Origin of the sequence: Streptomyces sp. NPDC086787, from assembly GCF_044745865.1 — a bacterium.
In the GTDB taxonomy this organism is placed as follows: domain Bacteria; phylum Actinomycetota; class Actinomycetes; order Streptomycetales; family Streptomycetaceae; genus Streptomyces.
In genome coordinates, this window is sequence record NZ_JBIVBC010000008.1 from 12,232 (window position 1) to 25,080 (window position 12,849).

General features: G+C 72.1%; 15 protein-coding genes. 12 read left to right on the top strand and 3 right to left on the bottom strand.

Features of this window, described 5'->3' with window-relative positions; all coding sequences use genetic code 11:
• The first annotated feature begins 134 nt into the window (after positions 1-134).
• Positions 135-302: a hypothetical protein gene (locus tag ACIPK3_RS20175; RefSeq protein WP_402571436.1), complete on the top strand. Its 168-nt coding sequence runs from the start codon at positions 135-137 to the stop codon at positions 300-302.
• Between the two features lie 51 nt (positions 303-353).
• Here the strand turns inward: ACIPK3_RS20175 and ACIPK3_RS20180 are convergent, their stop codons facing one another.
• Positions 354-914: a hypothetical protein gene (locus ACIPK3_RS20180; RefSeq protein ID WP_402571437.1), complete on the bottom strand. Its 561-nt coding sequence runs from the start codon at positions 912-914 to the stop codon at positions 354-356.
• Positions 915-1,026: 112 nt separating this feature from the next.
• Here ACIPK3_RS20180 and tsaB point away from each other — a divergent pair, with 112 nt between their 5' ends.
• The 6 genes from tsaB to ACIPK3_RS20210 all read left to right on the top strand — a co-directional run bounded on the left by tsaB (position 1,027) and on the right by ACIPK3_RS20210 (position 5,428).
• Positions 1,027-1,683 (top strand): tRNA (adenosine(37)-N6)-threonylcarbamoyltransferase complex dimerization subunit type 1 TsaB, encoded by a 657-nt coding sequence (tsaB, locus tag ACIPK3_RS20185; RefSeq protein WP_402571438.1) that lies wholly within the window; start codon positions 1,027-1,029, stop codon positions 1,681-1,683.
• A gap of 35 nt (positions 1,684-1,718) precedes the next feature.
• On the top strand, positions 1,719-2,252 hold the full coding sequence (rimI, locus tag ACIPK3_RS20190) for a ribosomal protein S18-alanine N-acetyltransferase (RefSeq protein ID WP_402571854.1): 534 nt from the start codon (positions 1,719-1,721) through the stop codon (positions 2,250-2,252).
• Positions 2,245-3,348 carry a tRNA (adenosine(37)-N6)-threonylcarbamoyltransferase complex transferase subunit TsaD gene (tsaD, locus tag ACIPK3_RS20195; protein ID WP_402571440.1) on the top strand — a complete coding sequence of 368 codons (1,104 nt, stop codon included), beginning with the start codon at positions 2,245-2,247 and terminating at the stop codon, positions 3,346-3,348. The genes rimI and tsaD overlap by 8 nt, the downstream gene beginning before the upstream one ends.
• A complete protein-coding gene (locus ACIPK3_RS20200) occupies positions 3,345-3,596 on the top strand; it encodes a hypothetical protein (protein ID WP_402571442.1) in 252 nt (83 codons plus the stop codon). The genes tsaD and ACIPK3_RS20200 overlap by 4 nt, the downstream gene beginning before the upstream one ends.
• A 123-nt stretch (positions 3,597-3,719) precedes the next feature.
• Positions 3,720-4,076 (top strand): YciI family protein, encoded by a 357-nt coding sequence (locus ACIPK3_RS20205; RefSeq protein WP_402571444.1) that lies wholly within the window; start codon positions 3,720-3,722, stop codon positions 4,074-4,076.
• A gap of 80 nt (positions 4,077-4,156) precedes the next feature.
• On the top strand, positions 4,157-5,428 hold the full coding sequence (locus ACIPK3_RS20210; protein ID WP_402571446.1) for an RNA polymerase sigma factor: 1,272 nt from the start codon (positions 4,157-4,159) through the stop codon (positions 5,426-5,428).
• A 9-nt stretch (positions 5,429-5,437) separates the two neighbouring features.
• On the opposite strand, the gene ACIPK3_RS20215 is transcribed toward ACIPK3_RS20210, so the two are convergent.
• A complete protein-coding gene (locus ACIPK3_RS20215; RefSeq protein ID WP_402571448.1) occupies positions 5,438-6,631 on the bottom strand; it encodes a methyltransferase domain-containing protein in 1,194 nt (397 codons plus the stop codon).
• 90 nt (positions 6,632-6,721) lie between these two features.
• On the opposite strand from ACIPK3_RS20215, the gene ACIPK3_RS20220 reads away from it, so the two are divergent.
• The 4 genes from ACIPK3_RS20220 (at position 6,722) to groL (ending at position 10,857) form a co-directional block, all read left to right on the top strand.
• Positions 6,722-7,663: a polysaccharide deacetylase family protein gene (locus ACIPK3_RS20220; RefSeq protein ID WP_402571450.1), complete on the top strand. Its 942-nt coding sequence runs from the start codon at positions 6,722-6,724 to the stop codon at positions 7,661-7,663.
• The gene (locus ACIPK3_RS20225; protein ID WP_402571452.1) at positions 7,660-8,508 is read left to right on the top strand and encodes a polysaccharide deacetylase family protein; all 849 of its coding nucleotides are present in this window, start codon (positions 7,660-7,662) and stop codon (positions 8,506-8,508) included. The genes ACIPK3_RS20220 and ACIPK3_RS20225 overlap by 4 nt, the downstream gene beginning before the upstream one ends.
• A 289-nt stretch (positions 8,509-8,797) precedes the next feature.
• Positions 8,798-9,106: a co-chaperone GroES gene (gene groES / locus ACIPK3_RS20230; RefSeq protein WP_402571454.1), complete on the top strand. Its 309-nt coding sequence runs from the start codon at positions 8,798-8,800 to the stop codon at positions 9,104-9,106.
• 122 nt (positions 9,107-9,228) lie between these two features.
• Positions 9,229-10,857, top strand: coding sequence for a chaperonin GroEL (gene groL / locus ACIPK3_RS20235; protein WP_402571456.1), 1,629 nt, complete (start codon positions 9,229-9,231; stop codon positions 10,855-10,857).
• Positions 10,858-10,941: 84 nt separating this feature from the next.
• On the opposite strand, the gene ACIPK3_RS20240 is transcribed toward groL, so the two are convergent.
• Positions 10,942-11,715, bottom strand: a complete 774-nt coding sequence (locus ACIPK3_RS20240; RefSeq protein ID WP_402571458.1) for an SDR family NAD(P)-dependent oxidoreductase — start codon at positions 11,713-11,715, stop codon at positions 10,942-10,944.
• 190 nt (positions 11,716-11,905) lie between these two features.
• On the opposite strand from ACIPK3_RS20240, the gene ACIPK3_RS20245 reads away from it, so the two are divergent.
• Positions 11,906-12,805 carry a LysR family transcriptional regulator gene (locus ACIPK3_RS20245; protein WP_402571460.1) on the top strand — a complete coding sequence of 300 codons (900 nt, stop codon included), beginning with the start codon at positions 11,906-11,908 and terminating at the stop codon, positions 12,803-12,805.
• Positions 12,806-12,849 lie beyond the last annotated feature (44 nt).

Sequence of the window (12,849 nt, forward strand, 5' to 3'; positions counted from 1 at the left end):
CGCCTGCGCGCATGAAGATTCCGACAAGCCGTCGGCAAGATGTTGCGCTTGCCCCGGCAGGCGTGGTCACATGGTACTCAGTCGGTGGTTAGGTCTACCTAACCACGCCCGCCCCCGCTCGTCAGGAGGCGTCCGTGTCCACTTCTCAGCCCAGGGTGCAGCCCCCGCCCCGACCGCTCGCCGGGGTGCCCATGCGCGAACTGCTGGCCTCGTGCGCGGCCGCCGCCGCGGTCTCCAGTCCGCCGCGCGAGCCCGAGCCGAAGACCGCCGGACCGGTGCGGGAGGAACGCGCGGCCGCGTGACGCCGCCGCCGCATGCGCCGTCGAATCCGTAGAACCCGCTGCGGGAGCGTTTCAGCGGATCACCACGACCGGCACCCCGATCGTCGCGAACTTCCACATCTCGTCCCCGTCCGGCCGCGACTCCCGGATGCCGCCCGTCTTCGCCATCGGGTCGGGGTCCGGCGTGGAGTTGTCGTCCTTGGCCGCGCTGAAGCCGATCACCACGTCGTCCACGCTGGTGAAGCGCACGACGTGCTCGACCGGGACGCCGTCGCTGCCGGTGACCCCGTGCGAGCGTGACGTCACCTGGTACGAGCCGATGAGCGGGTCGACAACGCCGGGGGTCACCTGGAACGTGCGCCGTACCCGGCCGTTCGCGGTGACCAGCCACACCCTGTCGTCGTCCAGCGAGTACACGACCCGTTCACCCGCGCCGGAGCCGGCGGGCAGTGCGGTGGGATGCCTCCGGTCCCGGGGCGCCTTGGACGCGGCCGGCGCGGGCGAGGCGCTCGACGAGGGGTGGCCGGCGAGACCGGGCGGTGCGGTGGCGGACGCCTGGTAGGCGAGGATCCCGACCGTCACGACGGCCGCCGCGGTGAGCCCGGCCACGATTCCCGCGCTGGTCGCTGCCACGTGCGCCACCCCTGCCTCGCGTCATATGTCGTACTTCGTTCCGACGGTAGCAGTCGGTGACCGCCCTTCCCGGGCGGCCGTGCGAACGGCGCGGGAGCCGTAGGCTGTTCGCGTGCTCTTGCTCGCTCTGGATACCGCCACCCCCGCCGTCACCGTCGCGCTGCACGACGGCGAGGCCGTCATCGCCTCGTCGTCCCAGGTGGACGCGCGCCGGCACGGTGAGCTGCTGCTGCCGGCCGTGGACCGCGTGCTCGCCGAGGCCGGTCTGAAGCTGGACGCCGTCACCGCGATCGCCGTCGGCATCGGCCCCGGCCCCTACACGGGGCTGCGCGTCGGCCTGATGACCGCGGACACCTTCGGGCTCGCGCTCGGCGTCCCCGTGCACGGCGTGTGCACCCTGGACGCCCTCGCCTACGCCTCCGACATCGAGAAGGGCCCCTTCGTCGTGGCGACCGACGCCCGACGCAAGGAGGTCTACTGGGCCGAGTTCGCCGACTCGCGCACCCGGCTCACCGACCCGGCGGTCGACCGCCCCGCCGACATCGCCGACCGGGTCGCGGACCTGCCCGCCGTGGGCGCGGGCGCGCTCCTCTACCCCGACACCTTCCCGAACGTCCACGGGCCCGAGCACGTCTCCGCCGCCGGCCTCGCCTCCCTGGCCGCCGAACGGCTGGCCGCCGGAGAGGAACTCCCGGCACCCCGGCCGCTGTACCTGCGCCGCCCCGACGCCCAGGTCCCCAAGAACTACAAGGTGGTCACCCCCAAGTGACCGACACCGAACCAGTGAACCCCCGGCTGCGCGAGATGCGCTGGTGGGACATCGATCCCGTCCTCGAACTGGAGAAGGACCTCTTCCCCGAGGACGCCTGGTCGCGCGGCATGTTCTGGTCCGAACTGGCCCACGCCCGCGGCCCGGAGGCCAGCCGCCGTTACGTCGTCGCCGTCGCGGGCGACCGGATCGTCGGTTACGCGGGCCTGGTCGCCCAGGGCGAACTGGCCGACATCCAGACCATCGCCGTCGCCCGCGACACACAGGGCACGGGCCTGGGCGGCCTGCTGCTGACCGATCTGCTGCGCGCGGCGAGCGCCTTCGAGTGCACCGAGGTGATGCTCGAATGCCGTGTCGACAACGTCCGGGCGCAGAAACTCTACGAGCGCCACGGCTTCGAGCCCATCGGATTCCGCCGCGGCTACTACCAGCCGGGGAACGTCGACGCGCTGGTCATGCGACTGACCGCTGATTCCGACGCACCCGGCGCATCCGGCGCATCCGACAGCGGCTCCGCCGCGGGTGAGACCTCCGTACAAGCCGTACAAGGAACCGACAAGAATGACTGACGAACCGCTGGTCCTCGGGATCGAGACGTCGTGCGACGAGACCGGTGTCGGCATCGTCCGGGGCACCACCCTGCTGGCCGACGCCATCGCCTCCAGCGTCGACGAGCACGCCCGCTTCGGCGGCGTGGTGCCCGAGGTGGCCTCCAGGGCGCACCTCGAGGCGATGGTCCCCACCATCGACCGGGCGCTCAAGGAAGCCGGGGTCAGCGCGCGGGACCTGGACGGCATCGCCGTGACGGCGGGCCCGGGCCTCGCGGGCGCGCTCCTGGTCGGCGTCTCGGCGGCGAAGGCGTACGCCTACGCGCTGGGCAAGCCCCTCTACGGGGTGAATCACCTCGCCTCGCACATCTGTGTGGACCAGCTGGAGCACGGCGCGCTGCCGGAGCCGACCATGGCCCTGCTGGTGAGCGGCGGCCACTCCTCGCTGCTGCTGTCCACGGACATCACCTCCGACGTCCGCCCGATGGGCTCCACCATCGACGACGCGGCGGGCGAGGCCTTCGACAAGATCGCGCGGGTGCTGAACCTGGGCTTCCCGGGCGGCCCGGTCATCGACCGCTACGCCCGTGAGGGCGACCCCGGGGCGATCGCGTTCCCGCGCGGTCTGACCGGTCCGCGTGACCCCGCCTACGACTTCTCCTTCTCCGGTCTCAAGACGGCCGTGGCCCGCTGGATCGAGGCCAGGCGGGCGGCGGGCGAGGAGGTGCCGGTGCGCGATGTGGCGGCGTCCTTCCAGGAGGCGGTCGTGGACGTGCTGACCCGCAAGGCGGTGCGCGCCTGCAAGGACGAGGGTGTCGACCATCTGATGATCGGCGGCGGCGTGGCCGCCAACTCCCGGCTGCGGGCCCTGGCCCAGGAGCGCTGCGAGGCGGCGGGCATCCGGCTGCGCGTGCCGCGCCCCAAGCTGTGCACGGACAACGGCGCGATGGTCGCCGCCCTGGGCGCCGAGATGGTGGCGCGCGGGCGGTCGGCGTCCGACTGGGACCTGTCCGCGGACTCCTCCCTGCCGGTGACCGACCCCCACGTGCCGGGCCACTCCCACACCCACTCCCACGACCACGTGCACGAGGTGAGCGGGGAGAACCTCTACTCGTGACGGTCGCCCTGATGTGGGAGGCGCGGGCGGCACAGGACCGGGGCGAGGAACTCCTGGCCTGGGCCAGGTCCCGGCCGCTGCCTGCCACCCCCCTGCGCCGCGAGACCTTCCGTGCCCCTCAGGACCGGGTGCTGGTCATCACCTGGTGGGACGCCGCCTACGAAGCGGACCTGCCGGAACTGCCCGAGCCGCCCGGCGACCTGGTGACCCGGGCGGTGCACCGGTGGCGGTTCGAGTCGGTGGGCTGACCGGGGGTCCGGAAAGACCTCCGGAGATTTTTCCGGGGGCGTGTCGATCCGGCGGTCTCCCGTTCGACGCATGGGTGAGAGGCGGGGGGAAGACCCCGCCTCCGGCCGGACGAAGGAGTCACCATGCCCCGCTATCTGTCGCTCGTGCGGATCGACGAGTCCACCGCCCCCGCCGAAGGTCCCAGCCCGGAGCTGATGCGTCGGATGGGCGAGCTGATCGAGGAGATCACCAAGGCCGGCGTCATGCTCGACACCGCCGGGCTGACCCCCTCCGCCCAGGGCGCCCGGGTGCGCTGGGAGGGCGGCGAGCTGACCGTCACGGACGGGCCGTTCACCGAGTCCAAGGAGGTCGTCGGCGGCTACGCGCTCATGCAGTGCAAGGACATGGCCGAGGCCCTGGAGTGGACCAAGCGGTTCCTCAAGGTGCACGAGGAGCACTGGACGGTCACCTGCGAGGTGCGGGAGATCGCCGAGGACTGACCGGACCGATCGGGCCGACCGGCCCGGTCACCCGGGCGTTCCTTGGCGCGAGCCCGGTGTGGGGTGTTGCATGGTGGGCTGTGGAACATCAGCCCGCCGGGCAGCCCGCGGCCGAGCACGCGATCGAGACCGTGTTCCGGCTGGAGTCGCCCCGCATCATCGCCGGTGTCGCGCGCATCGTCCGGGACGTCGGCATCGCGGAGGAGCTGGCCCAGGACGCCCTGGTCGCGGCCCTTGAGCAGTGGCCCCGGGACGGAGTCCCCGGCAATCCGGGCGCCTGGCTCATGGCCACGGCCCGTCATCGCGCCGTCGACCTGGTCCGCCGCCGGGAGAGCTACGCCCGCAAGCTGGCGGAGATCGGCCGGGACCTCGACACCACGGCCCCGCCGCCGGAGCCCGCCGACCCGCAGGACATCGACGACGACCTGCTCCGGCTGGTCTTCACCGCCTGCCACCCGGTGCTGTCCGCCGAGGCCCGCACCGCGCTCACCCTGCGTCTGCTGGGCGGTCTGACGACGGCCGAGATCGCCCGCGCCTTCCTCGTCCCGGAACCGACGGTCGCCCAGCGGATCGTCCGCGCGAAGCGGACGCTGGCGGCGCGGAACGTGGCCTTCGAGGTCCCGTACGGCCCCGACCGCGCGGCCCGCCTCGGCTCCGTGCTGGACGTCATCTACCTGATCTTCAACGAGGGATACGCGGCCACGGCCGGCGACGACTGGCTGCGTCCCGCGCTGTGCGAGGACGCGCTGCGGCTGGCCCGTGTCCTCGCCGCCCTCATGCCGAAGGAACCGGAGGTGCACGCGCTCACCTCGCTGCTGGAGTTCCAGGCCTCGCGCACCGCCGCCCGCACCGGCCCCGACGGTGCCCCGGTCCTCCTCAGGGACCAGGACCGGCGCCGCTGGAACCGCATGCTCATCGCCCGCGGCATCGAGGCCCTCGCCCACGCCGACGCCGTGGCCGAGGGCGCCCCCGGCCCGTACGCCCTTCAGGCGACGATCGCCGCCTGCCACGCGCACGCCCACTCGTACGCGCGGACCGACTGGGCGGCCATCGCGACCCTCTACGCCCTGCTCGCCGCCCGAGTCCCGTCCCCGATCGTCGAACTCAACCGCGCGGTGGCCGTCTCGATGGCCGAGGGACCCGGACCGGCCCTGGCGATCGTGGACGCCGTGGCCGCAGACCCGGCCCTGCGCGACTACCACCTGCTGCCCAGCGTCCGCGGCGATCTGCTGGCCCGCCTCGGGCGTACGGCGGAGGCACGCGCACAGTTCGCACGGGCCGCCGGGCTCGCCCGCAACGAGCGGGAGCGTGAGCTGCTGGCGGCCCGGGTGCGGGAACTGCCGCCGGGGTGAGCGTCGCCGTCAGCGGTCCGCGGGCGCCCCGATCAGCATCGTCGGCGCGCCCGCGACGCGGGTGAGGAACACCGTCGCCGAGTTGGGCCCCTGCGGCTTGACCTTGCGCCGCAGCTCCTCCGGCTCGACGGCCGAGCCGCGCTTCTTCACGGTCAGCGTGCCGACCTCACGCTCGCGCAGCAGCGCCTTCAGCTTCTTCAGGTTGAAGGGGAGCTGATCGGTGATCAGATAGGCCGACGCGTACGGGGTCGGCCGCAGTTCGTCCGCCGTGACGTAGGCGATGGTCTCGTCGACCAGCCCGCCGTCGAGCGACTCGGCCACCTCCGCGACCAGATGCGCCCGGATGACGGCGCCGTCCGGCTCGTACAGATAGCGCCCCACGGGCCGCACCCCGGGATCCGGGAGCCCCCGCCCGAGCAGTGACCGCGGCCCCGGCAGCAGCGTGGCCCGTACCGCGCCGGGCCGGACCCCGGCCCCGAACCACAGCACCGCCTCCTTCACATCACCGCCGTCGGAGATCCACTCGGCCTCGGCGTCGGCCGGGACGGCCTCGTGCGGGATGCCCGGCGCGATCTTCAGCGCGGCGTGCGGGGCCCTGGACGCGGTGGCCACGGCCCAGGACAGCGGGGGAGAGTACGCCTCCGGGTCGAAGATACGGCCGCGGCCGCCGCGCCGCGCCGGGTCGACGAAGACGGCGTCGTACGCGGACACGTCCACCTCCGTCACATCCGCCTCGCGTACCTCGATCAGCTCCGCGAGGCCGAGCGCGTCGGCGTTCGCCCGCGCCACCGCCGCCGTCAGCGGATCCCGGTCCACGGCCAGCACCCGGATGCCGGCCCGCGCGAGGGCGACGGCGTCGCCGCCGATGCCGCAGCACAGGTCGGCGACGGAGCGTACGCCCCGTTCGCGAAGGCGGTCCGCGCGGTACGCCGCCACGCTCGTCCGCGTCGACTGCTCGACGCCGTTCGGGGTGAAGAACATCCGCCCGGCGTCCTCGGTCCCGAACTTCGCCACCGCCCGCTGCCGCAGCCTGGCCTGGCCGAGGGCCGCCGACACCAGTTCGGCGGGGTGCTCGCGGCGCAACCGGGTGGCGACGGCGAGCTCGTCGGCGGGGGCCGTGTCGCGCACCTCGTGCAGGAGGGCGCGGCCCTCGGGGGCGAGCAGGGAGCGGAAGGAGAGCAGATCGTTCACCGGGTCGTTCACCGGATCATTGTGGGCCAGTCGGTGGATGGACCGCTTCCGGCGGCGGTGCCTGCCCGGGTTCGGCGGCGGGGCCTGCAAGGATCCGGCAACATGCGAGCAGTCCTACAAAATGACAAAAATAGTGCATTTGTCGCGGCCAAACGGGCCGGCTTCCGCGCAGGCGTCGCCGCGCTCGCCGTCGTCACCGTCGGAATCTCCGGGTGCGGCGGACCGGCCGGGCGCGGAGTGCGGCCCGCTCCGGGCGCGCCGAACCTCCAGGCGGCCCCCGCCCGGGCCCTGGCCTCCTACGCCACCCGTCTGAAGGCCGAGCGTGCCGCCGTCGTGGCGGCCGCCCGGCACTGGGGACTGGACACGGCCCCCCTCACACCCCCGCCCCCTCCGGCCCGCAAACCGCGGATCACCGCTCGTGAAGGCTTCGAGGTCGACGGCCAGGTGGAGGACGGCCTGCCGCCGGTGTTCACCACCATCCCCACCCGGCAGAAGGTCGTCTTCCTGACCATCGACGACGGCTACGAGAAGGACCCCGCGTTCCTGCGCATGATGAGAGACCTGAGGGTCCCGTACACCGCCTTCCTCAGCAACTACCTGGTCAAGGACGACTACGGCTACTTCAGGCAGATGCAGGCCGAGGGCGTCACCCTGAACAACCACACCCTCAACCACCCCTATCTGCCCGGCCTGTCCTACGAGGAGCAGCGGGAGGAGATCTGCGGCATGCAGCAGATCATGAAGGAGCGGTTCGGCAAGGCCCCGACCGTCTTCCGCCCGCCCTACGGCAACTACAACGGCGACACGCTGCGCGCCGCCAAGTCCTGCGGGATCAAGTACGCGCCGATCTGGGACGAGGAGGTCTTCGTCGACCACTGGGAGTACCGCGAGTGGGACCGGAGCCTGCACCCCGGCGACATCGTGCTCACCCACTTCCGGGGCCGCGAGGACTGGGACGGCACGATGATCGACGACATGCGCCGGTTCCTGGACACGGTCACCCGCGAGGGATACGCGGTGGCACGCCTGGAGGACTACCTGTGACGCGGCCGCGGCGGAGCCGGTGGTGCGGGGCGCTGACGGCGACCGTGCTCACCGCGGCGGTCCTGTCCCCCCTCACCGGCTGCGCCCAGTCCGTCGACCCCATCGAACGGCTGGGCAAGAAGGCGGCCCAGAAGGTGCGGCCGCGCCACCGGACGGCGGAGCAGACGGCCCGCCGCTGGGGCCTCAAGGCTCCCCTGGCCCCGGCCCCCAGGCCCCCGGCCCGCTCCGCGACCCCCGCGGCGGTCCACTCCGACGGCCCGTCGCCGCCCCCGGTCCTCGACCGCGTCCGCACCCACGACCGGGTCGTCTTCCTCACCTACGACGACGCCGCCGAGCACGACCCCCGGTTCGTCGACATGGTCCGCGAACTGCGGCTCCCGGTCAGCATGTTCCTCACCGACGGCGGCCGGACCCCGGGGGACGCCCGCCTCGCCGGGCTCCGCTCGGCCGGTGCCGCCGTCCAGAACCTCACCCTCGACCACACCCCGCTGCGGGGCCGGCCGTTCGCCGAACAGCGCGCCCAGATCTGCGAGCAGCAGGACAGACTGGCGAACCGGCTCGGCCACCGCCCCCGCCTGCTCCGCCCACCCGACGGCGGATACGACAGGACCACCCTGCGCGCGGCCGCCGACTGCGGTGTCTCCGCGGTGGTCCTCTGGCGGGCGGCGACGACCGCCGACGACCTCACCTACACCCACGGCCCCGCACAGCTGCGCCCCGGCGACATCGTCCTGATCGGCTCGGACACCCCCACCGCCCCCACCCTCCACGAACGCACGGCCAGCCTCCTGCGCCGCGCCCAGTCCCGGGGGCTGACGGTGGGACGCCTTGAGGACTACCTGTGAGAGGGCGGGGCCGCGCAGGCGACGCGTAGGCGACTTGCGGGCCGATGAGGGGCCGGACGCGGGGTCGATGAGGTGCCGATGAGGGGGTCGAATTTTCCGCGCCGCGCCGCAGGCAATTGGCACTCCGCTTGACCGAGTGCTAACCGCGGTCATAGTCTCGGCTCTGGCACTCCCCACTGGAGAGTGCCAACAACGCGACGGGCAGGTCCGGCACCCGCGACGACGGATCCACCTGGTCGCCACCTCAGACAGTTAACCCCGTGAGATCTCCGAAGGGGGAGGTCGGATCGTGACGACCGCCAGCTCCAAGGTTGCCATCAAGCCGCTCGAGGACCGCATCGTGGTCCAGCCGCTCGACGCCGAGCAGACCACGGCTTCGGGCCTGGTCATCCCTGACACCGCCAAGGAGAAGCCCCAGGAGGGCGTCGTCCTGGCTGTTGGTCCGGGCCGCGTCGAGGACGGCAAGCGTGTCGAGCTCGACGTCAGCGTCGGCGACATCGTTCTCTACAGCAAGTACGGCGGCACCGAGGTGAAGTACAACAACGAGGAGTACCTCGTCCTCTCGGCCCGCGACGTGCTCGCGATCGTCGAGAAGTAATTCACCACGAAGCACACTTCGTTGCTTTAGCTGCGCCCCTGGCCCCCGCCACCGACAAGTAGCCGGGCGCCCGGGGCGCAGTTGTTCTTTCACCCGAGATTTCCGAAAGGGCTCACGCTGTCATGGCGAAGATCCTGAAGTTCGACGAGGACGCCCGTCGCGCCCTGGAGCGCGGCGTCAACAAGCTTGCCGACACGGTCAAGGTGACGATCGGCCCCCGCGGCCGCAACGTCGTCATCGACAAGAAGTTCGGCGCTCCCACCATCACCAACGACGGCGTCACCATCGCCCGCGAGGTCGAGGTCGAGGACCCGTTCGAGAACCTCGGTGCCCAGCTGGTGAAGGAGGTGGCGACCAAGACCAACGACATCGCGGGTGACGGTACGACCACCGCCACCGTGCTGGCCCAGGCGCTCGTCCGCGAGGGCCTGAAGAACGTCGCCGCCGGCGCCTCTCCGGCCGCCCTGAAGAAGGGCATCGACGCCGCGGTCAAGGCCGTCTCCGACGACCTGCTCGCCTCGGCCCGCCCGATCGACGAGAAGTCCGACATCGCCGCCGTCGCCGCGCTGTCCGCCCAGGACCAGCAGGTCGGCGAGCTCATCGCCGAGGCCATGGACAAGGTGGGCAAGGACGGTGTGATCACCGTCGAGGAGTCCAACACCTTCGGCCTGGAGCTGGACTTCACCGAGGGCATGGCCTTCGACAAGGGCTACCTGTCGCCGTACTTCGTGACGGACCAGGAGCGCATGGAGGCCATCCTCGACGACCCGTACATCCTCATCCACCAGGGCAAGATCGCGTCCATCGCGGACCTCCTGCCGCTGCTGGAGAAGATCATCCAGAGCAACGCCTCCCGGCCGCTGCTGATCATCGCCGAGGACGTCGAGGGCGAGGCCCTGTCGACCCTGGTCGTCAACAAGATCCGCGGCACGTTCAACGCCGTCGCCGTCAAGGCCCCCGGCTTCGGCGACCGCCGCAAGGCGATGCTCCAGGACATGGCCGTCCTCACCGGCGCCACCGTCATCTCCGAGGAGGTCGGCCTCAAGATCGACCAGGTCGGTCTCGACGTGCTCGGCTCCGCCCGTCGTGTCACCGTCACCAAGGACGACACCACGCTCGTCGACGGTGCCGGCAAGACCGAGGACGTGCACGGTCGCGTCGCGCAGATCAAGGCCGAGATCGAGAACACCGACTCCGACTGGGACCGTGAGAAGCTCCAGGAGCGCCTCGCGAAGCTGGCCGGCGGCGTGTGCGTGATCAAGGTCGGCGCCGCCACCGAGGTGGAGCTGAAGGAGAAGAAGCACCGTCTGGAGGACGCCATCTCCGCGACCCGCGCCGCGGTCGAGGAGGGCATCGTCTCCGGTGGTGGCTCCGCTCTGGTCCACGCCGTCAAGGTGCTGGAGGGCAACCTCGGCAAGAGCGGCGACGAGGCCACCGGTGTCTCGGTCGTCCGCCGCGCCGCCGTCGAGCCGCTGCGCTGGATCGCCGAGAACGCCGGCCTCGAGGGCTACGTCATCGTCTCCAAGGTGGCCGAGCTGGAGAAGGGCAGCGGTTACAACGCCGCCACCGGCGAGTACGGCGACCTGGTCAAGGCCGGCGTCATCGACCCGGTCAAGGTCACCCGCTCCGCCCTGGAGAACGCCGCATCCATCGCCTCCCTGCTGCTCACGACCGAGACCCTGGTCGTCGAGAAGAAGGAAGAGGAGCCGGCCGAGGCGGGCCACGGCCACGGTCACGGCCACTCCCACTGACCCACGCGCCAAGTAAGGCCCGGCACCGAGGTGGTGCCGGGCCTTCGCGTTCAACCGGCTCGTGAGAACCTCACCGTGAAAACCTCACTGGGGACCGTACTTGCGCCCCGTCTTCGAGGTGATCCCGCCGAGCAGCGCCCGCGGAGCCACCTTCACCACTCCCATCAGCGCCTTGTAGCGCGGGTCCGGGACGGACAGCGACTTGCCGCGCGCCAGGTCGGCCAGCGCCGTCTCGACCAGCTTGTCCGCGTCCAGCCACATCCAGCCCGGGATGTTCTCCGTGCCCATGCCGGCCCGCTCATGGAACTCCGTGCGTACGAACCCGGGGCACAGGGCCATCAGACGGACGCCGGTACCGGCCAGATCCCGCGCCGCCCCCTGCGTGAACTGCACGACCCACGCCTTCGACGCCCCGTACGTGCCCCGGGGGACGAACGCGGCCACGGACGCCACGTTCACGACCCCGCCGCGACCGCGCTCGCGCATCGCCTCCGCCGCCGCCGACGTCAGCCGCAGCACCGCCTCGCAGTGCACCTTGAGCATCCGCAGCTCGTCGGTCATCGGGACGTCGAGATAATGGCCCTTGTTGCCGAAGCCCGCGTTGTTGATCAGCAGGTCGACCGGGTTCCGGCGGTCCGCGAGACGGGCGGCGACCGACTCGATTCCGGCGTCCTCGGCCAGATCGGCGGTCAGCACCTCGGCCTCGATGCCGTGCCGGTCGTGCAACTCGGTCGCCTGCTCGCGCAGCCGTTTGGTGTCGCGCGCCACCAGCACGAGGTTGTGCCCGTCAGCCGCCAGCCGCCGCGCGAACGCGGCACCGATTCCCGCGGTCGATCCCGTAATCAGAGCCGTTGTCATGCACCAAGACTAGTAACCCGCACCGCACTTCCCGGCGCTCCGGCGAACCCGAACCGCAGAGCGCCGGACCCGGGCAGCCGGACGCCCGGACCCCGGACGATCTGAGCGGCCGGAAGGGCCGGAGGCCGACCGTCCCAAAGTGGCACCGTGATTTTGGACCGCCCACCCAAGGGGGCCTTATGATCGGAGGGTGATCGAGGCACGTCATCTCCGCATCCTGCGCGCCGTCGCCGCCACCGGCTCCTTCTCGGCGGCGGGGCGCGAGCTGGGCTGCACCCAGCCCGCCGTCAGTCAGCAGATGAAGGCGCTGGAGTCCTCCGTCGGCACCCCGCTGCTGGTTCGCGGTGGGCGCGAGATGCGACTGACCCAGGCCGGTGAGGCCCTCGTCCGGCACGCCTCCGGGATCCTCGCCGGGCTCACCGCCGCCGAGGAGGAGGTCGCCGCGATCGCCGGACTGCGCGCGGGCCGGGTCCGGCTGGTCTCCTTCCCCAGCGGCAGCTCCACCCTTGTCCCGACCGCCCTCGCGGCCCTGCGCGCCGCGCACCCGGGCACTCGCGTCTCCCTGGAGGAGGCCGAGCCGCCGAGGTCCGTGGAACTGCTGCGCGAGGGCGACTGCGACGTTGCCCTCGCCTTCCGGTACGAGGGAGCGGCGGGCGCCGAGGAGTGGGACGACCTGGTCGTACGGCCGCTGCTCACCGACCGCCTGGTCGCCCTGGTCCCGGAATGCCACCGGCTCGCGCGCGCGGCGTCCGTGGCCATCGGGGAACTGGCCGACGAGCCCTGGATCGCGGGCTGCCCGCGTTGCCGCAGCCAGCTGGTGGAGGTCTGCGAGGCCGCCGGTTTCACACCCCGCATCGACTTCGCCACCGACGACTACCCGGCGGTGGCCGGCCTGGTGGGCGCCGGACTGGGCGTCGCCGTCCTGCCCCAGCTGGCGATCGAGTCCGTGCGACCCCGAAGTGCCCGTGCGGTGGCGCTGGAGCCGGCGGTGCGGCGGGAGATCGTCGCCCTCACCCTGCCCGACCTGGCCCAGGTTCCGGCGGTCGCGGCCACGCTGGAGCAGCTGGCGCGGGCGACGCGCAGGCAGTGACGTACGGCGCGAGCGCACGCGTACGTGCGCCCGCGCAGATGCGC

Coding starts and splice junctions, on each gene's coding strand:
- tsaD (WP_402571440.1), top strand. CDS start 2,245: ATGACTGACGAACCGCTGGTCCTCGGGATCGAGACGTCGTGCGACGAG.
- ACIPK3_RS20205 (WP_402571444.1), top strand. CDS start 3,720: ATGCCCCGCTATCTGTCGCTCGTGCGGATCGACGAGTCCACCGCCCCC.
- rimI (WP_402571854.1), top strand. CDS start 1,719: ATGCGCTGGTGGGACATCGATCCCGTCCTCGAACTGGAGAAGGACCTC.
- groL (WP_402571456.1), top strand. CDS start 9,229: ATGGCGAAGATCCTGAAGTTCGACGAGGACGCCCGTCGCGCCCTGGAG.
- ACIPK3_RS20220 (WP_402571450.1), top strand. CDS start 6,722: ATGCGAGCAGTCCTACAAAATGACAAAAATAGTGCATTTGTCGCGGCC.
- ACIPK3_RS20240 (WP_402571458.1), bottom strand. CDS start 11,715: ATGACAACGGCTCTGATTACGGGATCGACCGCGGGAATCGGTGCCGCG.